The sequence below is a fragment of the Pseudomonas fluorescens Q2-87 genome, assembly GCF_000281895.1.
In the GTDB taxonomy this organism is placed as follows: Bacteria; Pseudomonadota; Gammaproteobacteria; order Pseudomonadales; family Pseudomonadaceae; genus Aquipseudomonas; species Aquipseudomonas fluorescens_S.
In genome coordinates this window covers 4,830,175-4,851,689 of the sequence record NZ_CM001558.1, presented here as the reverse complement: position 1 = coordinate 4,851,689, position 21,515 = coordinate 4,830,175, and the positions used below count along the sequence as shown (strand labels likewise).

Sequence of the window (21,515 nt, the reverse complement as noted above, 5' to 3'; positions counted from 1 at the left end):
TCCAGGCTTCGTGCTATCAGACGCTTCAAAGTTTGGCATGGCGGTCTTTTTTCACTGGATACCTGATATTCGATGCGCAGTCCCAATTGGTTGTTTCTTGTCTTGCTCCTGTTGCTGGCCGGCCTGCAATACCGCCTATGGGTGGGTAATGGCAGCCTGGCGCAAGTGGCTGACCTGACTCAACAGATAGCCGACCAGCATGCCGAGAACGAGGCGCTGCTGGAGCGTAATCGGGTGATGGACGCTGAAGTGACAGAACTGAAAAAAGGCATGGAGACCGTCGAAGAGCGGGCTCGCCATGAACTGGGCATGGTCAAGGAGGGCGAAACCCTCTACCAGTTGGCCCAATGAGCATCCGTTTGCCGGCCTTCTGGGCCGTGATTCCTGCCGCGGGCATCGGTGCCCGAATGGCCGCGGACCGTCCCAAGCAATACTTGCAACTGGGCGGGCGCACAATTCTTGAACACAGCCTTGGCTGTTTCCTCGACCATCCCACCGTCAAGGGTGTGGTGGTCAGTCTTGCCCACGATGATCCTTACTGGCCGACCCTGGCCTGTGCCAGCGACCCGCGCATCCAGCGCGTGGAAGGTGGCGAACAGCGTTCGGACTCGGTGCTCAACGCGTTACTTCATCTGCACGAGCAAGGCGCCGACGATTTCGATTGGGTGCTGGTGCACGACGCTGCCCGACCGAACCTGGCTCGGGACGATCTGGACACACTGCTCAGCGAGTTGGCAAACGATCCGGTTGGCGGCCTGCTGGCAGTCCCGGCCCGCGATACCCTCAAGCGCGTCGACAAGCATGGGCGCGTGCTGGAGACCGTCGATCGTAGCGTGATCTGGCAAGCCTACACGCCGCAGATGTTCCGCCTCGGTGCCTTGCATCGAGCCCTCGCCGACAGCCTGGTGGCGGATGCGCTGATTACCGATGAAGCGTCTGCCATGGAGTGGGCGGGGCAGGCGCCACGGTTGATCGAAGGCCGGGCGGATAACATCAAGGTCACCCGGCCGGAAGACCTGGAGTGGTTGCGCCAGCGTTGGGCGAATCGGCACTAAGCCGGAGCTGTTTCCTCGTTAGATCATCATCGTCTGGGCCGGCGCCATCGCGAGCAAGCTCGCGATGGCATCACCCCAGGCAACAAATAATCCTGGTCACCCCCGATACTCTGGCCGCTGCGCCAACCCTTCCTTCAAGTAATCCACCAACTTGCGCACCTTCGGCGACAGATGCCGCTGCTGCGGATACAGCGCCCAGACGGCGGTATTCGGCGGCTGATGAGCCTCCAGCAGCGAGATCAACGAACCACTGTGCAAATGTTCCAGCACGTAATAATCGGGCAACTGGCACAACCCCACACCTTGCAACGCCGCATCCAGCACCGCCTGCCCACTGTTGCAACGCCAGTTTCCCTGCACGCGCTGGGAAAATTCCCGCCCGTTTTGCTCCAGTTGCCACATGTCTGAACTGCCGATCAGGCAGTTGTGGCGGCTCAGTTCCGACAAACTGTGGGGCCGGCCGTAGCGCTCAAGGTAGGACGGCGAGGCACAAAGGTACATGCGCCGCGGTGCCAGTCGCGTGGCGACCAGGCGTGAGTCCTGCAAGCGCCCCAGGCGAATCGCCAAGTCGAGCCCTTCGTGCACGAGATCCAGGGGCCGGTTGCTCAATTCGATGTCCACCCGCAACTGTGGGTAGAGGCCCATGAACCGCGTCACCAGCGGCACGATGAAGCGCTCGCCATAGGCCACGGCGCAGGTCATGCGCAGCATGCCCTTGGGTTCGCTGGTGAGATCGCCCACCGCCCGCAGGGCTTCCTCGCGTCCATCTTGCAGGCGTTGACAATGCTGCAAAAAGGTCTGGCCGGCCTCGGTCAGGGTGACCCGTCGCGTACTGCGATAGAGCAGTCGCGTCTGAAGGCGCTCTTCAAGCCGTACGATTTGTCGGCTGACGTGGGAGGACGAAACCCCAAGACGTTCGGCCGCGGCGGTGAATTGGCTGCATTCGGCCACGGCGACGAACTCGTCGATCCCGTCCCAGCGGTTGTCCGACATCGATGATTATCCCTGTACGGCAATAATGTTTTGCTTTTGGTTGGATTATTCATTGTCCGGCGAAGGATTACACTCCCAGCCTTGTTTTTATTTGCTGGAGAGTCCGGATGATCAAGTCACGCGCCGCCGTTGCCTTCGAGGCCAAGAAACCCCTGGAAATCGTCGAAGTCGACGTCGCCATGCCCAAGGCGGGCGAAGTGCTGTTGCGCGTGGTGGCTTCCGGTGTCTGTCATACCGATGCCTACACCTTGTCGGGCGCTGATCCGGAAGGGATCTTCCCGTCGATCCTCGGTCATGAAGGTGGCGCGATTGTCGAAGCCATCGGCGAAGGCGTGACGTCGGTTGCAGTGGGCGACCATGTGATCCCGCTGTACACGCCGGAATGCGGTCAGTGCAAATTCTGTAAGTCGGGCAAGACCAACCTGTGTCAGGCGATTCGCGCGACTCAAGGCAAGGGCCTGATGCCGGATGGTACTTCGCGCTTTTCCTACAAAGGCGAGACGATTTTCCACTACATGGGCACCTCGACGTTCTCTGAATACACCGTGTTGCCCGAGATCTCCGTCGCGAAAATCCCCAAGGAAGCCCCGCTGGAAAAAGTTTGCCTGCTGGGTTGTGGCGTCACCACCGGTATCGGCGCCGTGATCAACACCGCCAAGGTCAAGCCGGGCGACACCGTAGCCATCTTCGGCCTGGGCGGCATCGGCCTGTCGGCCGTGATTGGCGCCGTGAAGGCCAAGGCCGCGCGGATCATCGCCATCGACATCAACCCGGCCAAATTCGAAATCGCCAAGCAATTGGGGGCCACCGATTGCGTCAATCCTAAAGACTTCGATCGTCCAATCCAGGAAGTCATCGTGGACATGACTGACGGCGGCGTAGACTTTTCCTTCGAGTGCATCGGCAACGTCCAGTTGATGCGTGCGGCGCTGGAGTGCTGCCACAAGGGCTGGGGCGAGTCGGTGATCATCGGCGTGGCGGGGGCCGGCCAGGAAATCTCCACCCGTCCATTCCAGTTGGTGACGGGGCGCGTCTGGCGCGGTTCGGCATTCGGCGGCGTGCGCGGTCGCAGTGAGTTGCCTAGCTATGTGGAAATGGCCGAGAAGGGCGAAATTCCGCTGGATACTTTCATCACCCACACCATGGGCCTGGAAGATATCAACAAGGCGTTTGACCTGATGCATGAAGGCAAAAGCATCCGTACCGTCATTCATTTCTGAGGTCGGTCATGAGTCTGGAAAACATTTCCTGCCAGAAAAGCTTCGGCGGCTGGCACAAGCGTTACCGGCACCGTTCCGACGTGCTCGGTTGTGACATGGTGTTTGCCGTATACCTGCCGCCGCAAGCCGAGCAGGGTGGCAAGTTGCCGGTCCTGTATTGGCTGTCGGGACTGACCTGCACCGACGAGAACTTCATGCAAAAGGCCGGTGCCCAGCGCATGGCCGCCGAATTGGGCTTGATCATCGTCGCGCCGGACACCAGCCCCCGCGGCGCTGACGTACCCGGCGATCCGGACGGTGCCTGGGACTTCGGCCTAGGCGCCGGTTTTTATCTGAACGCCACGCAGGACCCGTGGGCGCGGCACTATCGGATGCATGACTACGTGGTGCAGGAATTGCCGGCGCTCGTCGAGGCGCATTTCCCTGCTTCGGATAAACGCAGCATCAGCGGGCATTCCATGGGCGGTCATGGCGCGCTGGTCTGTGCGTTGCGCAACCCGGGGCGTTACCGTTCGGTGTCGGCCTTTTCGCCGATCAATAACCCGATGGACTGCCCCTGGGGGCAGAAAGCGTTCTCTCGTTACCTGGGCGAAGACCGTGCGAAATGGCGCGAGTGGGATGCTTGCGCACTGATAGCCGAGGCTGCTGAAAAGCTGCCACTGCTGGTGGACCAGGGCGATCGCGACGATTTCCTCAGCAATCAACTCAAGCCCGAAACGCTGCAACAGGCAGCCAAGGCCGCCGGTCATCCGCTTCAATTGCGCCTTCAACCCGGCTATGACCACAGCTACTTCTTCATATCGAGCTTCATCGACGACCACTTGCAGCATCATGCGCGCGCTCTGAACGCCTAATGCAGGTAGAATCACGCCCTGACAAAAATCGGGGCGTTTTTTTATGCGTATTGGCCACGGCTACGATGTTCACCGTTTCGCTGAAGGCGACTTCATTACCCTGGGCGGTGTGCGTATCGCGCACGGCTTCGGGCTGCTCGCACATTCTGATGGTGACGTCCTGCTGCATGCCTTGAGCGATGCATTGCTCGGCGCGGCGGCGCTGGGTGACATCGGCAAGCACTTCCCCGACACCGACCCGCAATTCAAGGGCGCCGACAGCCGGGTGTTGCTGCGCCATGTGGTCTCGCTGATCCACGCCAAGGGCTGGAAGGTGGGCAATGTCGATAACACCATCGTCGCCCAGGCGCCCAAGATGGCGCCGCACATCGAAGCGATGCGCCAATTGATCGCCGAGGATCTCCAAGTTGAGCTGGACCAAGTGAACGTGAAAGCCACCACTACCGAAAAACTCGGTTTCGTCGGTCGCGAAGAAGGCATTGCGGTGCACTCCGTTGCCTTGTTGCTGCGCCCATGACCGAACTGGAATTGTTGGGCCCTCGTGCCTATGGCGAACCATTGGGCAGCGCGGTACTCAAGGCCACCGCTGAAGATTTCCAGGTCGATGAAGTGCTCGACATTCCGTTGACCGGTGATGGCGAGCATTTATGGATCTGGGTCGAAAAACGCGGCTTGAACACCGAGGAAGCCGCCCGGCGAATCGCCAAGGCGGCCGGTGTGCCGTTGCGCACCGTCAGCTATGCCGGCCTGAAGGACCGCCAAGCCCTGACCCGCCAGTGGTTCAGCGTGCAGTTGCCGGGCAAGGCCGATCCCGACCTGTCGGCGGCGGAAAACGACACGCTGAAGATCCTCAAGACCGGTCGGCATAAACGCAAGCTGCAACGCGGCGCGCATTCGGCCAACGGCTTCACGTTGCGCCTGACCCAGCTCAAGGGCGACGCGGCGGCCATCGATGCACGCCTGCAACAGATAATTCGCCAGGGCATTCCCAACTATTTCGGCGCCCAGCGATTCGGCCACGACGGTGGCAATGTCGTCGATGCCCGGGCCTGGGCGGCGCGCAAGGCCTTGCCCGAGCAGCGCAACGTGCGCTCGCGGTTGTTGTCCACGGCCCGCAGTTTCCTGTTCAACAAAGTGTTGGCGGCGCGGGTGGCCGACGGTACCTGGCAGCAAGCCCAAGTGGGCGACTTGCTGGCCTTCACCGACAGCCGCAGTTTTTTTCCGGCCGGCGAGGCTGAATGCAGCGATCCACGCCTGGGCATCCTCGATTTGCACCCGACCGGGCCGCAGTGGGGCGAGGGACCTTCGCCTGCCGCCGGCGCGACCTTTGAATTGGAACAGGCCATCGCCGAGGGCGAGGCTGATCTGCGGGACTGGTTGATAAACGCCGGAATGAGTCACGAACGTCGCATCCTGCGACTGCCCATTGGCGGGCTGTCGTGGCATTATCCCCAGCCTGACATTCTGCAACTGGAATTCGTCCTGCCGGCCGGATGTTTCGCCACCGCCTTGGTGCGCGAACTCGTCGATCTGGTGCCGGTGGGGCAGACGGACAGCCCATGCGTATTCTGATTTCTAACGACGACGGGGTGACAGCACCCGGTCTTGCCGCGCTTTATGCTGCGCTGGCGGATTTTGCCGAGTGCGTGGTTATCGCGCCGGACCAGGACAAAAGCGGCGCCAGCAGCTCGCTGACGCTCGACCGTCCTTTGCACCCGTGCTATCTGGACAACGGTTTCATCAGCCTCAACGGCACCCCGACCGATTGCGTGCACCTGGGCCTCAATGGCTTGCTGGAACGTGAGCCGGACATGGTGGTGTCGGGCATCAACCTGGGTGCGAACCTGGGGGATGACGTGCTTTATTCCGGCACGGTCGCTGCCGCACTGGAGGGTCGTTTCCTGGGGAAGACGTCATTTGCCTTTTCGTTTGTTTCACGCCAGGTCGATAATTTGGCCGCCGCCGCCTACTACGCCCGTAAATTGGTGCAAGCCCATGGCGAGTTGGACCTGCCACCGCGCACGGTGCTGAACGTGAATATCCCGAACCTGCCGCTCGATCATATCCGTGGTATCCAACTGACACGCCTGGGCCACCGCGCCCGCGCCGCCAAGCCCATGCACGTGGTCGATCCGCGGGGCAAGGCCGGTTACTGGATTGCCGCTGCCGGTGATGCCGAGGACGGTGGGCCGGGCACGGACTTTCATGCGGTGATGCAAGGTTATGTCTCAGTCACGCCGTTGCAGCTCGACCGTACCTTCAACGATGCCTTTCGACATCTCGATGGCTGGCTGGAGGGGTTGCGTTGATGCGTGAGCAAGACGATATGCTGCGCCGCGGCATTGGCATGACCTCCCAGCGTACCCGTGAACGACTGATCCAGCGTCTGTACGAAGAAGGCCTGTCCAACGCCCAGGTGCTGGAAGTCATCCGGCGCACGCCGCGGCATTTGTTCGTCGATGAGGCCCTGGCCCATCGTGCCTATGAAGACACGGCGTTGCCCATCGGCCACAACCAGACCATCTCCCAGCCTTACATGGTGGCCCGCATGAGCGAGTTGCTGTTGGAGGCGGGGCCGCTGGACAAAGTACTGGAGATCGGTACCGGCTCGGGTTACCAGACTGCCGTGTTGTCGCAGCTGGTGGAACGGGTGTTTTCGGTAGAGCGGATCAAGGTCCTGCAAGATCGCGCCAAGGAGCGCCTGGTCGAGTTGAACCTGCGCAACGTGGTGTTTCGTTGGGGGGACGGCTGGGAAGGTTGGCCGGCCCTCGCGCCTTACAACGGCATCATCGTGACCGCCGTGGCCACCGATGTGCCCCAGGCGTTGCTGGATCAACTTGCTCCGGGCGGGCGACTGGTCATTCCCGTGGGCGCCGGAGAAGTTCAGCAATTGATGCTGATCGTGCGCGAAGAGCACGGCTTCTCACGCCACGTTCTGGGGGCGGTGCGGTTCGTGCCGTTACTCAATGGGCCGTTGGCCTGAGCATTTATAAACAGACGCGGAATTGCTTGGCGAAGGCTGTGTCTTACAGCGGCAGCGATTCGTTGAACAGCATTCAACGGCGTCGAGCAAACGTGTGCGCAAGCGCTGTCTGCTCTATTAATAGAAGCGCGGTTGCGGCCCGCTATACAAATATGACGACTGCCTGGACAGGCAGTGTCCCAATTTCCAGCCACCACAAAGGGAGCGGCGGGTGAGTCTCACAGTCATTGCGCAGCGTATGGGTATCACAAGCTTTCAGCGCCTGGTGACTGGCCTTGTCTTGAGTACTTTGCTGGTCGGTTGTTCCAGTACACCGTCGAGCAATGTCCGGGTGGTCGATCGCAACACGAATGCGGCGCCCCAGCGTCCTACAGTCACCACCGGTCAGTACGTAGTCCGTCGCGGCGATACGCTGTTTTCCATCGCTTTTCGCTACGGTTGGGACTACAAAGCCCTCGCGGCGCGCAACAACATTCCCGCGCCTTATACGATTCATCCAGGTCAGACAATTCGCTTCGATGGCCGTACTGGTTCAACGCCAACCGCTGTGGTCACGCAGTCCGGTTCGACCGCTTCGTCATCGAGCAAGACCACGGTCATTCGCCGGCCGGCGGGGGCTGAAGCGGCGACTGTACCGTCCGTCGCGGGCAAACCGGCACCCGCTCCGATGCCTCCAGCGGGCCCCGCCCCGACCGGCTGGGGATGGCCTTCTAATGGCGTTCTCATTGGAAAATTCTCTTCAAACGGTAGTTTGAATAAAGGAATTGATATCGCCGGGGATTTGGGACAGCCTGTTTTAGCTGCGTCTGATGGCACGGTTGTGTACGCCGGGAGTGGTTTGAGGGGCTACGGCGAACTCGTCATCATCAAGCACAGCGATACCTACGTCAGTGCCTACGGTCACAACCGCAGGCTGTTGGTTCGGGAGGGGCAGCAGGTCAAGGTCGGACAGACAATTGCCGAGATGGGATCGACGGGAACAGACCGGGTGAAACTGCATTTTGAGATTCGCCGACAAGGTAAGCCTGTAGATCCACTGCAATTCCTGCCACGTCGTTGATTTGATTGTCAGCCTGTTCCGTCACGTAGAGGGAACAGGCTCCAGCGTTGCCAAGGATAAAGGCGTCGCTTGAGCTTGAGGTCGAACTCACCAAAGGACTATAACAATGGCTCTCAGTAAAGAAGTGCCGGAGTTTGACATCGACGATGAGGTTCTCCTGATGGAGGCCGGCATCGCTATGGATTCGATGTCGAATGATGAAGGGGCGACTCCACCTTCCGTTCGTGCCAAATCCAAACACTCCGCTTCGCTTAAACAACATAAGTACATCGATTACACCCGGGCGCTGGACGCCACTCAGCTGTACCTCAACGAAATCGGTTTCTCGCCACTGCTCTCCCCCGAGGAAGAAGTTCATTTTGCGCGGCTGTCGCAAAGTGGCGACCCAGCCGGTCGAAAACGCATGATTGAAAGCAACCTGCGCCTGGTGGTGAAAATCGCCCGACGCTACGTCAATCGCGGGCTTTCGTTGCTGGACCTGATCGAAGAGGGCAACCTGGGCCTGATTCGCGCCGTCGAGAAATTCGACCCCGAACGGGGCTTCCGTTTCTCGACCTACGCCACCTGGTGGATCCGCCAGACCATCGAACGGGCGATCATGAACCAGACCCGGACGATTCGCTTGCCGATTCACGTGGTCAAGGAGCTGAACGTCTACCTGCGGGCCGCCCGCGAGTTGACCCAGAAACTCGACCATGAACCTTCGCCGGAAGAAATCGCCAACCTGTTGGAAAAACCAGTAGGCGAGGTCAAGCGCATGCTTGGGCTCAACGAGCGGGTTTCCTCGGTGGACGTTTCACTGGGGCCGGACTCGGACAAGACCTTGCTGGACACCCTGACCGACGATCGACCCACCGACCCGTGCGAGTTGCTCCAGGACGATGATTTGTCCCAGAGCATCGACCAGTGGCTGTCGGAGCTGACCGACAAGCAACGGGAAGTGGTGATTCGTCGCTTCGGCCTGCGCGGTCATGAAAGCAGCACCCTTGAAGATGTGGGCCTGGAGATTGGTTTGACTCGTGAGCGCGTCAGGCAGATCCAGGTAGAAGGCCTCAAGCGTCTGCGGGAGATCCTGGAAAAGAATGGTCTCTCGAGTGAGTCGCTGTTCCAGTAACGAACGCAAGTGCAACAGCAAAAGCCCCGATTGGTTCGGGGCTTTTGCGTTTCTGCAGTGAGTATTTTCCGCGCGCTCTCTATTTATGGATCCGCCGTGTAAGCCTTTGCCTAGTGTTGCGTAAGTGTTCGGATTCTCGCGCACGGGATAGACGACTATAAAGGTTGTCGTATTCCGTTAATTATATGATTTGTAAGGCATTTTTATTTATGTCTGTACCATGACAGAGACAGTCGACGATATCCGGCGAATTGCGCTCGGCTGGGAAAGCACTAATATCAATCCTGTGTCGACGGACAGACACACCCGTCACGGACGATGGGAAAGGAAGGACATCGCAGGACGCGATTCATCAGGACGATGAAAAGGATTAAAGGGATTAGGGAAAAAATGTGGGCGGGTCAAACCGCCCCTTTTTTTGCCTGCGATTTATTCGATCCGAAAAAGCAAAAAGGCCCGCAAGGGGCCTTTTAGACGAGCGCAGGAATAATCAGCGTTCGAGGTCTGCGATCTTGCCTGGCTTGCCATCCCACTCTTCGGCGTCCGGCAGGGCATCTTTCTTCTCAGTGATGTTCGGCCAGATGTCCGCCAGTTCAGCGTTCAGCTCGATGAAGTTTTCCATGCCGGCCGGCACTTCGTCTTCCGAGAAAATGGCATTTGCCGGGCATTCCGGTTCACACAGGGCGCAGTCGATGCACTCGTCCGGGTGAATGACCAGGAAGTTCGGCCCTTCGTAAAAGCAGTCCACCGGACAGACTTCTACGCAGTCGGTGTACTTGCACTTGATGCAGTTGTCGGTGACGACGAAGGTCATTTCTAATTCTCTCCTCAGGCGGCGGCAGCGGAACCCCTTCACGGTGGGCTCGCCAGGTTTGGGAGCGATAGTCTGCGAACCAGGCTAATAGCCCGCAGCATCCCAAACCGCGCGAGATTCTAACAGCTTGAAAGCCTGTGCGTTAGATCCGTGTCTTCAATGTATAGAGTAAATCCAGTGCCTGACGTGGGGACAGGTCATCCAGATCAAGCTTGGCCAGTTCGTCGAGCACCGGGTGCGGCAGGCTGGCGAACAGGTCGCTTTGCTGCGGTACGGCCGGTTTGCCCTTGGTCGGACGCGGCGCTTCGTGGGGCAGGCTGGTGGTTTCCAGTCGGCTCAGGTGCTCGCGGGCGCGGCTGATCACTTCGCTTGGAACCCCTGCCAGCTGTGCCACCGCCAAGCCGTAGCTCTGGCTGGCCGGGCCGGGCAGCACATGGTGCAGGAACACGATGCGCTCGTTGTGCTCGGTGGCGTTGAGGTGAACGTTGGCCACCAGCGGCTGGCTTTCCGGCAGCACGGTGAGTTCGAAATAATGCGTGGCGAACAGCGTGTAGGCTCGCAGGTGCGCCAGCCGCTCGGCCGCCGCCCAGGCCAGGGACAGGCCGTCGAAGGTGCTGGTGCCGCGGCCGACTTCGTCCATCAGCACCAGGCTGCGTTCGGTGGCGTTGTGCAGGATGTTCGCGGTTTCGCTCATTTCCACCATGAAGGTCGAGCGCCCGCCGGCCAGGTCATCGCTGGAGCCGATCCGGGTGAAGATCCGATCCACCAGGGACAATTCGCAGCTTGCCGCTGGCACGAAGCTGCCGATGTGGGCCAGCAGCACGATCAAAGCGGTCTGGCGCATGTAGGTGGATTTACCGCCCATGTTCGGACCGGTGATCACCAGCATGCGGGTGTTATCGTCCAGGCTCAGGTCGTTGGCCACGAACGGCGTGGTCAGTACCTGCTCGACCACCGGGTGGCGACCTTGGCTGATGCGCATGCACGGCTCGCTGACGAAGCGCGGGCAGTTGAGATCCAGGTTCAGTGCGCGCTCGGCCAGGTTGCTCAGCACGTCCAGTTCTGCCAAGGCACCAGCGGTGTCTTGCAACGGCGGCAGTTGGCTGATCAGGTCTTCGAGCAGCGCTTCGTAGAGCATTTTTTCCCGAGCCAGGGCGCGGCTCTTGGCCGACAAGGCCTTGTCTTCGAAGGCCTTGAGTTCCGGGGTAATGAAACGCTCGGCGCCCTTGAGGGTCTGGCGGCGAATGTAGTCGGCCGGGGCCTGTTCGGCCTGCTTGCTCGGCAGTTCGATGAAGTAGCCATGGATGCGGTTGTAGCCAACCTTGAGGTTGGCCAGGCCGGTACGGGCTTTCTCCCGGGCTTCGAGGTCGATCAGGAACTGACCGGCGTTTTCGCTCAGGGACTGCAATTCGTCGAGTTCGGCGTCGTAGCCGGTTTTCAACACGCCACCGTCGCGGATCACCGCTGGCGGGTTGTCGATGATGGCTTTTGCCAGCAGCGCGGCCAGCTCCGGGTAGGTGCTGGTGGTGCGCGCCAGTTGCTGCAGGTGCGGCGCCTCGAGGTCGGTCATCGCCACTTGCAGCTCGGGCAAGGCGCCAAGGGCATCGCGCAGGCGCGCCAAATCTCGAGGACGGGCATTGCGCAAGCCGATACGCGCCAGGATCCGCTCGATGTCGCCGATTTCCTTGAGCTGCGGTTGCAGCTGCTCGAAGCGATAACGGTCCAGCAGACAAGTAATGGAGGACTGGCGCGCTGTTAAGACCGTCAGGTCCCGCAGTGGACGGTTCAACCAGCGGGTCAGCAGGCGGCTGCCCATGGCGGTCTGACAGCGATCGACCACCGATTGCAGGGTATTGTCGCGCCCGCCGGCCAGGTTGGTGTCCAGCTCCAGGTTGCGCCGGCTCGCGCCGTCCAGCACCACGGTGTCATCCAGGCGTTCGTGACGCAGGCTGCGCAAATGGGGCAGGGCGGTGCGCTGGGTTTCCTTGGCGTAGGCCAGCAAGCAACCGGCAGCGCCGATGGCCAGGGTCAGGTTCTCGCAACCAAAACCCTTGAGGTCCTGAGTGGAAAACTGCTGGCAGAGACTTTTCAACGCCGAGTCACGCTCAAAATCCCACGGCGCCCGACGCCGCACGCCACGGCGTTTTTCCGCCGGCAGGTCTTTGGGCCAGTCATCCGGAATCAACAGTTCCACCGGGTTGACCCGCTCCAGCTCAGCCAGCAGGTTCTCCCAGCCCTTGATTTCCAGTACCGAGAAGTTGCCGCTGGTGATGTCCAGCACCGCCAGGCCGAACAGGCGCTCATCGCCCAAGACCGCGGCGATCAGGTTGTCGCGGCGTTCATCCAGCAAGGCTTCGTCACTGACCGTACCCGGGGTGATGATGCGCACGACTTGGCGTTCCACCGGCCCTTTGCTGGTGGCTGGGTCGCCGACCTGCTCGCAAATCACCACCGACTCGCCAAGCTTGACCAGCTTCGCCAGGTACCCTTCCGCCGCGTGGTAAGGAATCCCACACATTGGAATGGCCATGCCTGCCGATTGCCCACGCGCCGTCAGGGTGATGTCCAACAACTTGGCGGCTTTCTTCGCATCCTCGTAGAAGATCTCGTAGAAATCGCCCATGCGGTAGAACATCAGCTGGTCGGGGTGCTGGTTCTTCAGGCGCCAGTATTGCTGCATCATGGGCGTGTGGGAGGACAGGTCGTTCACGGCTGTATTCATGGGTGTCAGGAAAGCTCGTTGAAAGGTGTGGGGCAAAAGGAGGGGCATTGGCCCGGCTTTTCCGCGATGGGCGCAAGGTTAACATGGGCTGTCTGGTGCTACCCAGAGTTTGGGGTTGTGTGTGTATCCGTTGCTGCGGTAACGGCTGCTGACGGTTCCGCTCTTACAGCGGCTCACTTTTGAGAAGCGCAAAAGTAAGCAAAACGCTTTTGCCCCACCACTCGGTGCCTCGCTAGGGCTCGGCATGCCTGAACGAAGGCATTGCTCCGTGGGCCGCCGCGAAGGGCCAACCATGGCCCAGCGCGGCTAACCCGGCGTCCATGCCGGGTTGCCCACTGCGCAATACCTTCGTTCAGCCAGCGTGGTTAACGGGGCGCCGAGATCAACGTCCACCGCGAGGCGGCCTGATAGCCGACCTGGTTCTTGGGGGGGGCCGCGTTTCCCTGTGGGAGCGGGCTTGCTCGCGAAGGCGGCCTGACAGCCGGCCTGTTTCTCCGGCTGTACCCCGATCCAACTGTAGGAGCTTCTCTTAGGTCTCGGCTTGCATCATGAATGCCTACCTCACCTCAACCACATCCAGCGCCCGATTCGCCAACAACTGCCCCAGCTCAATCATCTGCTGGACCCCCAGCGCGATATGTCGTCGCGAGCCCTCCAGGTCGAATGCCAGGTCGCTGACCATGGCATTGGCCGAGGCCAGGGTTTCGCTGAGGTTGGCGAGCAGGCATTCGGCGTCGATGTTAGGGGCGATGATGAAAAGGGTGTCGAGGGTGTCGGATGTTTCTTTGTCGTCTTTCGGCTTGAGGTAATAGTCCAAGGCGCGGGTGGCCGCGTCATCGAGTTTCTTGGCGTTGGCCGATTGGCTGCGGGAGACGTGATCGTCTGGGGGATTTGGAGTGTTCTTCGGCATTCTATGGATCCTTGAAGTTGAGCTACCACTCACTCGCGACTAAACGAGGGGTGGCAGCTGTACGCAGGTTAGTCGACCGGGGATCCAAGGAACCGGCGCGCCCGAGGGCGCCCTGCGCACAGCTACCATCAAGTGCAGGAATAGAGGTACCTGACTGAATGGAGCAATGAACACCTTGGAATACCGAGCGACTAAACCCGATCACTGATGGGCAGTGACGAGAACCAAAGTACCGATGGGATCCAAGGTGGACAAGCCGGCGGATTCTGGCGTAGTCGTAGGCAGAGGCGCAAGGCGATGTAGCCTGGTGTCGCACATTTGAAGGATGCGAATCGAGAATTTTCCCAAGAAATTGTAGGGGGAATTCCCAATTCAAGGATTGGATTGGACCCGTGGCGAGGGAGCTTGCTCCCGCTGGCGCGCGTAGCGCGCCCAACAGGACTGAGCTCAATTCGCCGAATGCTCAGTGATTGGAGGTTTTGGGGCTGCTGCGCAGCCCAGCGGGAGCAAGCTCCCTCGCCACGTTGGATCGGGCCGACCTTGGGTGAATGGTTTCTTCATCGATATGCATGATTATGCAAAACAGCATTTGTCTTCTGCGAAAAGAACAAGCACTATGCGCGTTATGCAAAAACGCAACGTTTCTACCGTATTAAGAGCATTGCTCGATCAGCACGGGATCTCCCCCACGGAGCTTCACCGGCGCACCGGCGTGCCTCAGTCCACCCTCTCGCGGATTCTCAGCGGCAAGATCGTCGACCCTTCGGATAAACACATCTCGAAGATCGCCGAGTACTTCGCCGTGAGCACCGACCAGTTGCGCGGGCGCGCGGACGTTGTGCCCGCGGGCAACAGCCGCCGCGGCGAGTCGCATTCCGAACTCAAGGACATAAGCCTGTGGGATGACGAGACACCCGTCGAGGAAGACGAGGTATCGGTCCCTTTTCTGCGTGAGGTTGAATTGGCTGCTGGATCAGGAAGATTCGTCATCGAGGAAAGCGAGCGCTCCAGCCTGCGCTTCGGCAAGCGCAGCCTGCGGCATAACGGTGTGCAATTCGACCAGGCCAAATGCGTGACGGTACGCGGCAACAGCATGTTGCCGGTGCTGCGCGACGGCGCCACGGTCGGGGTGAATGCGGGCAAATGCGGCATCGGCGACATCGTCGACGGTGACCTCTACGCCATCAATCACAACGGCCAACTGCGGGTGAAACAGCTTTATCGCCTGCCTACCGGCATCCGCCTGCGCAGCTTCAACCGCGACGAACATCCGGACGAGGACTACACGTTCCAGGAAATGCAGGATGAGCAAATCGTCATCTTAGGTCACGTCTTCTGGTGGGGCATGTACGCCCGATAACCCACTCGCTGTCAGACAAAACCCGCCGCCGTGCGGGTTTTTTTTCGTCCTGAAAATGGCCGGACCTCCCGTATTCATTGAACGACGATGCATCTATGCATGAGTTGCGCATAAATAAATGCATTTACGCATTGACTGTATATGCATCCATGCATATTCTCTGTCCAAGCCGCTCGACAAAGCGGCTGGCAACAAAGCTCTTTAGTTCCATCAACAGGCAGCGATGAACCGGCCTTAACGGTTCAGAGGGTTGGCAACTGACCCGGGTGTGCAGCGTAAAGCACCAGAAGCAGTTATCCGGCGGGCAGGGACCGCGGTCGGAAAAACAATTTGAATGGATCCGTACCGCGCCAGTTGCGCCGAAAGATCAGCTTCCTTCTGGCCTTTGGCCAAGGAAGGCGAAGGACCGCATTACTGAAAAGCCCGGTTCGTTGCCGGGCTTTTTGGAATGCCTACCTGAACCAGGCAGATCAAAGAGTGCCGGGATGCCGGCAATAGATAAGGATATGAATATGAAAAAATATGCACGTGTTGTGGACGGCAAAGTCGACAATATCTATGAAACGGTCAATCCGATCTCTGAAGAATTTCCAGTCGACCAACTTTGGATTGACGTCACTGGCAAGTCTAGCGCTGAGATCGATTACGACTATGTAGCAGTCAACACTGGTGGGGTCTGGTCATTTAACTCTGGGTTCCCTTGGCCGCAGACTGCACTTGGCGAGCAGATGCGCATTGAAAAAGCCAGGCGGCTCGACAATGTCATGACCGGCGTGGCGTCTTCGGGATTGCAATTCAAAGTTGACCTGGGCGTGGCTACGGCTGCCGAGCAGGCTTACTTGCTTGCCTTCAAGGAGTACTGCATCGCCTTCACTCAGGTCAACAAACAACCCGGTTTTCCGCTGAGCATTGTTTGGCCGGAGGTGCTCTAAACGGGCGTCATTAAAAAGCCCGGTTCAATCCCAGGCTTTTTTTGCACGGCCTTCCGAACATTCCTCAATCCCCCAGGAGGCGTGACATGACAACCGAGCAACAAGCGTTGCTGGACATGCCGATCTGGCTGGTCATCGTGCTCGCCCTGGTGGGCGGGGTGACTGGCGAGATGTGGCGTGCCGACAAGGAAGGCGCCCGCGGCTGGTCGCTGTTGCGCCGCCTGGCCCTGCGCTCCGGCGCCTGCATGGTCTGCGGCGTCTCGGCGATCATGCTGTTGTACGCCATGGGCCTGTCGATCTGGGCCGCGGGTGCCTTTGGTTGCCTGACGGCGATGGCCGGGGCGGACGTGGCCATCGGGCTTTATGAACGTTGGGCCGCCAAGCGCATGGGCATTGATGAACCACCGTCGCGCGACTCTCGTTCCGACCCCCGCTGATCCTTCGCTACTGATCTTCGTGCCGCCATAAAACAGGAGGCCTTGATGCCTGTCGTCCTCGAAAAACCTTCGCAGCTGTTAACGGCCATTGCCGAAACGTTGCGTGCCGCCATTCCTGGCTTGAATGTCGAAAGCCCCCAGGACTTCAACGGCTCCGGCGATCCGCCCTGGGTGTTGATTGCCATCGAGCAGGATGCAGCGGGCATACGATCCAGCGAGGGACGCATTGCCCATGTCCTGACGGTTTCCTTGCAAGCCGTGACGTCTGGAACAGCGTCGGCTGCATGCGACCTGGGCTGCGAGTTGAAACGCCTGGTGGTGGACAACCGCTGGGATCTGCCGGGCGATCAATGTGACCTGCCCGCTGACATCAGTGGCGTCGCGTCGACATTCAGCCGCGGGACCCAGGCGTTCGCCGCCTGGACTCTTTCATTCACCCAAACCCTGTACCTGGGCCCAACGCTTCTGGATGACCCGTTGGGCCTCCCCAAATTCGCTCGTACCTGGGAAGTGTCGAACATCGACGACCCGGATCAATACACCACACTCGAGGATTAACCCATGTTCGATGCGCTTCTACGCATGCACCTGGGGCCGGTCATCGAGCGTCTGGCGCAGATGGAAACCGAGCTGGAAGACCTGCATCGTCGCGCCGACAGCTTCTGTCGCATCGGCGTTTGCCAGGAGGTCGATGCGGCCAGCAACACCTGCAAGGTCAGCCATGGAGGGCTGCTGACTCCGGCGATCCGCTTTTTCAACCCGAGTGCCGGTGCTCAAAGCGAGTCGCGCATTCCCACCGTGGGCGAACAGTGCGTGTTGCTCAACCATGGCGGCGGTGATGGAGGAGGGCAGTCGGTAGCGCTGTTCGGTCTCAATGGCGGGCAGTTTCCTCCGGTCTCGACACAGGCTTCGCTGACGCGTCGCCTCTATCAGGACGGTTCGGAAAACGGCTACGACCATGCCAGCCATGTCCTGCATTGGAAGAACGGTCCGGCGGCGTTCACCGGTTCCCGTGAGTCCCTCGAATTGAACATCGGCCCGGCGCGACTGGCGATGACAGCACAGACCATCGAACTGCAACTGGGCGCCGTCGGCCTGCGGCTCGACGCTTCCGGCGTGCACCTGAGCGGTCCGGTGGTGGATCACCAGGGGCGCGTCATCAGTACCGCATAAGAGATTTCCCATGATCGGAATCGATAGAAATACCGGCGCGACGGTCGACGACTGGCTGCAGTTCGTGCAGCGCGCCACCCGGGCGTTGACCACGCCTTTGGGCACTCGTCAGAAACGTCCTTTATATGGCTGCGCACTCACCCAATTGCTCGGGCAGAACCTCGGCGACGACTTGCTGATCCTCGCCCAGAGCTATGCGGCCCAAGCGTTCTACAACCCGCAAAACGGCATCAGTGATTTTGAGCCTCAAGTCGTTGTCGCCAGCCGACAGGGCGCCGGCTTGCTGTTGCGCTTCGCCGGCACCTGGAAAAACCGCAAACAGACTTTCGAGGTGGTGACATGAGTATGTTGATACCCGGCCAGAACCAACTGGCCGAACCGGCTATCGTCACCGTCGAAGCGTTCGAGGACCTTCTCGCTGAGTTCAAGACCTTCGTGGTCGAGTACGTCGGCGCGCGCTCTCCGGCAAGCGCCGCGAAGCTGGTGGACAGCCTCGAAAACGAAAGCGAACTGCTGACTCTCGCGTTGGAGGCGTTCTGTGTCCGACTGCAAACCCACGAACGCAAATACAACGCCCGGATCCAGCAGATGTTGGCGTGGTGGGCCACTGGGACCAACCTTGACGCTCGCCTCGCGGACATGGGGCTCGAACGCCAGTTGCTCGACTCGGGCGACCCGGCGGCTTTCCCGCCCATCCCTCCGGTCTACGAGAGCGATGACGATGCGCGGTTGCGCTACTACCTGGCGCCCCATGCCCCGGCGGCGGGCTCGCGCATGCAGTATCGGCGGGAGATCTTTACCCTTGGCGAACGGCCGGCGGTGAAGGTGGAAAACGCCGCGGCGGGTGTAGTGACGGTCACGTATGCCTTCGACCCGGATGGGCAGGCAGCGCAGGTCAAGGACGGCAACGGACGCCGGACCGCACCGGGTGAAGTCACGGTCACGGTGCTTTCTCGCGAGGGCAACGGCACACCGTCCGAAGCGCTGCTCGACAGTGTTCGCCAGCATTTCGCCCGGCCCGACGTTCGACCGGAAACCGACCTGGTCATCGTTCAGGCCGCGCAAATCAAACCCTACAAAATCCGCGTCGTGGCGAAGATCAATGCCGGCCCGGATTCGGGGTTGACCCAGGTTGCCGCCGAGCAGCAATTGCAGGCTTATGCCGAGGCGTGCCATCGCCTGGAAGGACGGGTAGACCCGAGCTGGATCGACTACACGTTGCACAGCGCTGGCGCGGTTCAGCTGGAAATTCTCGAACCGTTGGTGCCGATTGTGACGACGGCTTTCCAGGCTCCGTACTGCACGGGCGTCGAGGTCGAGGTGGATACGTTATGAGTGACGAAACACCTCGCCCTAGTCTGTTGCCCGTCAACAGTTCTCCGTTGGAAAGGGCCCTTGACCTCGGTTTCGGCCGATTGCTTGAGCGCATCGATCCGCCATTTCCTGAGCTGATGAATCCGGCGGCGACGCCCCTCGCATTCCTTCCGTATCTCGCAGCAGACCGCGGCGTTGGTGAGTGGAGCACCGCGGCGCCCGAGACTGAAAAACGCCTGACCGTTGAACTCGCCTGGCCCACCGCCCGGCAAGCCGGGACGCGAAAGGCGCTGGAAAATGCCGCTAAGGGTTTGCAGCTGATGCCTGAAGTGCGCGCTTGGTATGAGCAAACGCCACCTGGCGCGCCCTACAGTTTTTCGGTCCGAGCATTCACCCAACAGCCCTACAGCGAAGCCATCGACGCGCGTCTCGACCGCCGCCTGGCCGATGCGAAAAGCGAGCGCGACACCTTGACGGTTTCGGTCGGTTTGAGTGCCTTCGGCCGTCACGTCATCGCCGCCGCCACGCTGTGCGGCGAGCTGACCACGGTTTATCCGATCGTCATCGAAGGGCTGGAAGCCTCGGGCCAGGCCTTCATGGCCGCCGCGCTCTACACCGTCGAAACCTCCACTATTTATCCACAGGGGTCCTAAATGGCCGATTACTACACCCTGCTCACCGATGCGGGGATCGCCTACGAAACTGCCTGCAAGGCGGCGGGCACACCCATCAAGCTGTCGCAGATTTCCGTCGGAGACGGCGGCGGCGCGATCTACAACCCGGCTGCCACCGCCACGGCGCTTAAACGCGAAGTGTGGCGAGGGCCGCTCAATGCGCTGTTCCAAGATGAGAAAAACCCGAGCTGGTTGCTGGCTGAAGTGACCATCCCGCCTGAAGTGGGCGGCTGGTATGTGCGAGAGGCAGGGATCTGGACCGATAGCGGAATCCTGTACGCGATTGTCAAATATCCGGAGTCGTTCAAACCGGTGTTGGCGACTTCGGGGTCGGGGAAAGAGTTTTACATTCGGTCGATTTTCGAGACCAGTAATGCTGAGTCGGTGACGTTGCTGATCGACGACACGGTCGTCAAGGCGACGCAGGCGTGGGTGGCGAGCTATGTCGCTGATGAACTTGCCAAGCTGGACAGGAAGCAATCTGTGCGGGTGGCGACAACGGCCAGCATTGCCCTAAGTGGTGCACAAGCAATCGACGGTGTTGCCGTAGTAGCCGGGGATCGGGTTCTGGTTAAGTCGCAGACCCTGGCGAAAGACAACGGCATTTATGTAGCCGCGAACGGCGCATGGGTACGGGCAAAAGATGCCGACGCGAGTGTCGAAGTCACCTCGGGATTGATGGTTTCGGTGGAGGAGGGGACGACTCTTGCCAATACGATCTGGCAGCTGACTACCGACGGTGGCATTGTACTGGGTATCACGGCGCTGACTTTTCAGAACATCACTCAAGGACTCGCGCCCCTTAACTCGCCGGTACTCGTCAATCCTACGGCGAACACGCCACCTCTATTTGACAACACGAAGTCGATCGCGACGACCGAGTACGTCATGCGCGCTAGTGGCAACTATCGTGGCTTTACCAGTTTGACTGCGACCACCACGTTGACGACATCAGCTGTTGGCACGCTGGTTACTACCATCGGATCCTTCTCGATCACCTTACCTCCAGTCAATTCCCTGTCGGCAGGTGGTGCGATCCATTTTCGAAATATCGGTAGCGGCATTGTCACTATTGTTTGTGTTGATGCTGACAACATCAACTCGGGGGCAGGTCAGATTAAAAGCATCGACTTGCAGGTAGGTGCGACCCTGGAGTTGACCGGTAATGGTGCGAGCGCTTGGTGGGCGGGTGGGACGGCACAGTTGCAATATTCAAGAGTATTTGGCTCGACTGCGGCCCAGTTCGACAGCTCTCTCAGATTGGTCAACGCTGCCTTTGCCAAGCGGATGGGCGTCGAGTATTCGGTGTTCGTACCGCTTACTGCCAGTTCCGCACTCGGCGCTTCGAGCATCGGCGGCATTATATCGGCGATATCCCCTACACCGATCAGTATCACATTGCCGTCGACCGCCGGAGTCGCAGAGGGTGCGACTATCGAGGTGGTGGCTACTGGAAGTGGTGCTGTAACTGTTCTTGCGTCTGGGGGAGACGTATTGGCGTCTCCGGTTGCGACAGGGATCACTGTCATCCTAGGTATGGGGGATAACGCAGAATTCGTAAAAGTGTCGACGACTTGGCGCTTGCGTGGCGGGTCCATAGCCCTTAAGTACGCTGCTTCCTTTGCTGCCTTATTCGGTTCCGCGGGCTATCAAAAATTACCGGATGGTTTGGTTTTACAATGGGGGGTAGGGATAACTTCTACGGGGGGGGCCGCTACCATCGCCCTTCCGATCACGTTTCCGACCGCGGTATTGAAGGTTCTGGTTTCTGCATCTGGAACTAACTCTGTCCCCACGGTCGGTGTGGTTGCTAACAACTCGATCGGAATTAACTGCTTCAACGGGAGTACAGGCGCCGGAAAGTCTGAAAACGTTCAGTTCCTAGCCATCGGTTACTAAG

General features: G+C 59.8%; 23 protein-coding genes. 19 read left to right on the top strand and 4 right to left on the bottom strand.

The window, feature by feature from the left end:
* Positions 1-72: 72 nt before the first annotated feature.
* Positions 73-351 carry a cell division protein FtsB gene (gene ftsB, locus PFLQ2_RS06480; RefSeq protein ID WP_003184873.1) on the top strand — a complete coding sequence of 93 codons (279 nt, stop codon included), beginning with the start codon at positions 73-75 and terminating at the stop codon, positions 349-351.
* Entirely contained in the window at positions 348-1,055 is a 708-nt protein-coding gene (ispD, locus tag PFLQ2_RS06485; protein WP_003184871.1) for a 2-C-methyl-D-erythritol 4-phosphate cytidylyltransferase, read from the top strand. The genes ftsB and ispD overlap by 4 nt, the downstream gene beginning before the upstream one ends.
* A 96-nt stretch (positions 1,056-1,151) precedes the next feature.
* On the opposite strand, the gene PFLQ2_RS06490 is transcribed toward ispD, so the two are convergent.
* On the bottom strand, positions 1,152-2,048 hold the full coding sequence (locus PFLQ2_RS06490; protein WP_003184869.1) for a LysR substrate-binding domain-containing protein: 897 nt from the start codon (positions 2,046-2,048) through the stop codon (positions 1,152-1,154).
* 107 nt (positions 2,049-2,155) lie between these two features.
* Between PFLQ2_RS06490 and PFLQ2_RS06495 the strand changes: the two genes are divergently transcribed.
* The 8 genes from PFLQ2_RS06495 (at position 2,156) to rpoS (ending at position 9,279) form a co-directional block, all read left to right on the top strand.
* Positions 2,156-3,268, top strand: a complete 1,113-nt coding sequence (locus tag PFLQ2_RS06495; RefSeq protein ID WP_003184867.1) for an S-(hydroxymethyl)glutathione dehydrogenase/class III alcohol dehydrogenase — start codon at positions 2,156-2,158, stop codon at positions 3,266-3,268.
* An 8-nt stretch (positions 3,269-3,276) separates the two neighbouring features.
* Positions 3,277-4,122 (top strand): S-formylglutathione hydrolase, encoded by an 846-nt coding sequence (gene fghA, locus PFLQ2_RS06500; RefSeq protein WP_003184865.1) that lies wholly within the window; start codon positions 3,277-3,279, stop codon positions 4,120-4,122.
* Between the two features lie 43 nt (positions 4,123-4,165).
* Positions 4,166-4,639, top strand: a complete 474-nt coding sequence (gene ispF / locus PFLQ2_RS06505; protein ID WP_003184863.1) for a 2-C-methyl-D-erythritol 2,4-cyclodiphosphate synthase — start codon at positions 4,166-4,168, stop codon at positions 4,637-4,639.
* Positions 4,636-5,694 (top strand): tRNA pseudouridine(13) synthase TruD, encoded by a 1,059-nt coding sequence (truD, locus tag PFLQ2_RS06510; protein WP_003184861.1) that lies wholly within the window; start codon positions 4,636-4,638, stop codon positions 5,692-5,694. The genes ispF and truD overlap by 4 nt, the downstream gene beginning before the upstream one ends.
* Positions 5,682-6,431, top strand: coding sequence for a 5'/3'-nucleotidase SurE (gene surE / locus PFLQ2_RS06515; RefSeq protein WP_003184859.1), 750 nt, complete (start codon positions 5,682-5,684; stop codon positions 6,429-6,431). Before truD ends, surE begins: the two co-directional genes overlap by 13 nt.
* 38 nt (positions 6,432-6,469) lie before the next feature.
* Positions 6,470-7,105 carry a protein-L-isoaspartate(D-aspartate) O-methyltransferase gene (locus tag PFLQ2_RS06520; protein WP_161796107.1) on the top strand — a complete coding sequence of 212 codons (636 nt, stop codon included), beginning with the start codon at positions 6,470-6,472 and terminating at the stop codon, positions 7,103-7,105.
* Positions 7,106-7,316: 211 nt separating this feature from the next.
* Complete coding sequence (locus PFLQ2_RS06525) at positions 7,317-8,165, top strand: peptidoglycan DD-metalloendopeptidase family protein (RefSeq protein ID WP_003184857.1); 849 nt, start codon at positions 7,317-7,319, stop codon at positions 8,163-8,165.
* A gap of 106 nt (positions 8,166-8,271) precedes the next feature.
* Positions 8,272-9,279 carry an RNA polymerase sigma factor RpoS gene (rpoS, locus tag PFLQ2_RS06530; protein WP_003184855.1) on the top strand — a complete coding sequence of 336 codons (1,008 nt, stop codon included), beginning with the start codon at positions 8,272-8,274 and terminating at the stop codon, positions 9,277-9,279.
* Between the two features lie 490 nt (positions 9,280-9,769).
* Here rpoS and fdxA read toward each other — a convergent pair whose 3' ends face one another.
* The 3 genes from fdxA to PFLQ2_RS06545 form a co-directional block, all read right to left on the bottom strand.
* Complete coding sequence (gene fdxA, locus PFLQ2_RS06535) at positions 9,770-10,093, bottom strand: ferredoxin FdxA (protein WP_003184854.1); 324 nt, start codon at positions 10,091-10,093, stop codon at positions 9,770-9,772.
* A 142-nt stretch (positions 10,094-10,235) separates the two neighbouring features.
* Positions 10,236-12,803 (bottom strand): DNA mismatch repair protein MutS, encoded by a 2,568-nt coding sequence (mutS, locus tag PFLQ2_RS06540; protein WP_172680623.1) that lies wholly within the window; start codon positions 12,801-12,803, stop codon positions 10,236-10,238.
* Positions 12,804-13,371: 568 nt separating this feature from the next.
* Entirely contained in the window at positions 13,372-13,725 is a 354-nt protein-coding gene (locus PFLQ2_RS06545) for a DUF6124 family protein (RefSeq protein ID WP_003184850.1), read from the bottom strand.
* A 625-nt stretch (positions 13,726-14,350) separates the two neighbouring features.
* On the opposite strand from PFLQ2_RS06545, the gene PFLQ2_RS06550 reads away from it, so the two are divergent.
* The 9 genes from PFLQ2_RS06550 (at position 14,351) to PFLQ2_RS29060 (ending at position 21,514) form a co-directional block, all read left to right on the top strand.
* On the top strand, positions 14,351-15,085 hold the full coding sequence (locus PFLQ2_RS06550) for a LexA family transcriptional regulator (RefSeq protein ID WP_003184848.1): 735 nt from the start codon (positions 14,351-14,353) through the stop codon (positions 15,083-15,085).
* 485 nt (positions 15,086-15,570) lie between these two features.
* On the top strand, positions 15,571-16,017 hold the full coding sequence (locus PFLQ2_RS06555) for a tail fiber assembly protein (RefSeq protein ID WP_225970846.1): 447 nt from the start codon (positions 15,571-15,573) through the stop codon (positions 16,015-16,017).
* 86 nt (positions 16,018-16,103) lie between these two features.
* The gene (locus tag PFLQ2_RS06560) at positions 16,104-16,454 is read left to right on the top strand and encodes a phage holin family protein (protein ID WP_003184845.1); all 351 of its coding nucleotides are present in this window, start codon (positions 16,104-16,106) and stop codon (positions 16,452-16,454) included.
* Between the two features lie 45 nt (positions 16,455-16,499).
* Positions 16,500-17,012 carry a hypothetical protein gene (locus PFLQ2_RS06565; RefSeq protein WP_003184843.1) on the top strand — a complete coding sequence of 171 codons (513 nt, stop codon included), beginning with the start codon at positions 16,500-16,502 and terminating at the stop codon, positions 17,010-17,012.
* Between the two features lie 3 nt (positions 17,013-17,015).
* The gene (locus tag PFLQ2_RS06570) at positions 17,016-17,627 is read left to right on the top strand and encodes a phage baseplate assembly protein V (protein WP_003184841.1); all 612 of its coding nucleotides are present in this window, start codon (positions 17,016-17,018) and stop codon (positions 17,625-17,627) included.
* A 10-nt stretch (positions 17,628-17,637) separates the two neighbouring features.
* Positions 17,638-17,970, top strand: a complete 333-nt coding sequence (locus PFLQ2_RS06575) for a phage baseplate protein (protein WP_003184839.1) — start codon at positions 17,638-17,640, stop codon at positions 17,968-17,970.
* Positions 17,967-18,962, top strand: a complete 996-nt coding sequence (locus PFLQ2_RS06580) for a baseplate J/gp47 family protein (protein ID WP_003184837.1) — start codon at positions 17,967-17,969, stop codon at positions 18,960-18,962. The genes PFLQ2_RS06575 and PFLQ2_RS06580 overlap by 4 nt, the downstream gene beginning before the upstream one ends.
* On the top strand, positions 18,959-19,594 hold the full coding sequence (locus tag PFLQ2_RS06585) for a phage tail protein I (protein ID WP_003184835.1): 636 nt from the start codon (positions 18,959-18,961) through the stop codon (positions 19,592-19,594). Before PFLQ2_RS06580 ends, PFLQ2_RS06585 begins: the two co-directional genes overlap by 4 nt.
* The gene (locus tag PFLQ2_RS29060) at positions 19,595-21,514 is read left to right on the top strand and encodes a phage tail protein (RefSeq protein WP_003184833.1); all 1,920 of its coding nucleotides are present in this window, start codon (positions 19,595-19,597) and stop codon (positions 21,512-21,514) included.
* Position 21,515 lies beyond the last annotated feature (1 nt).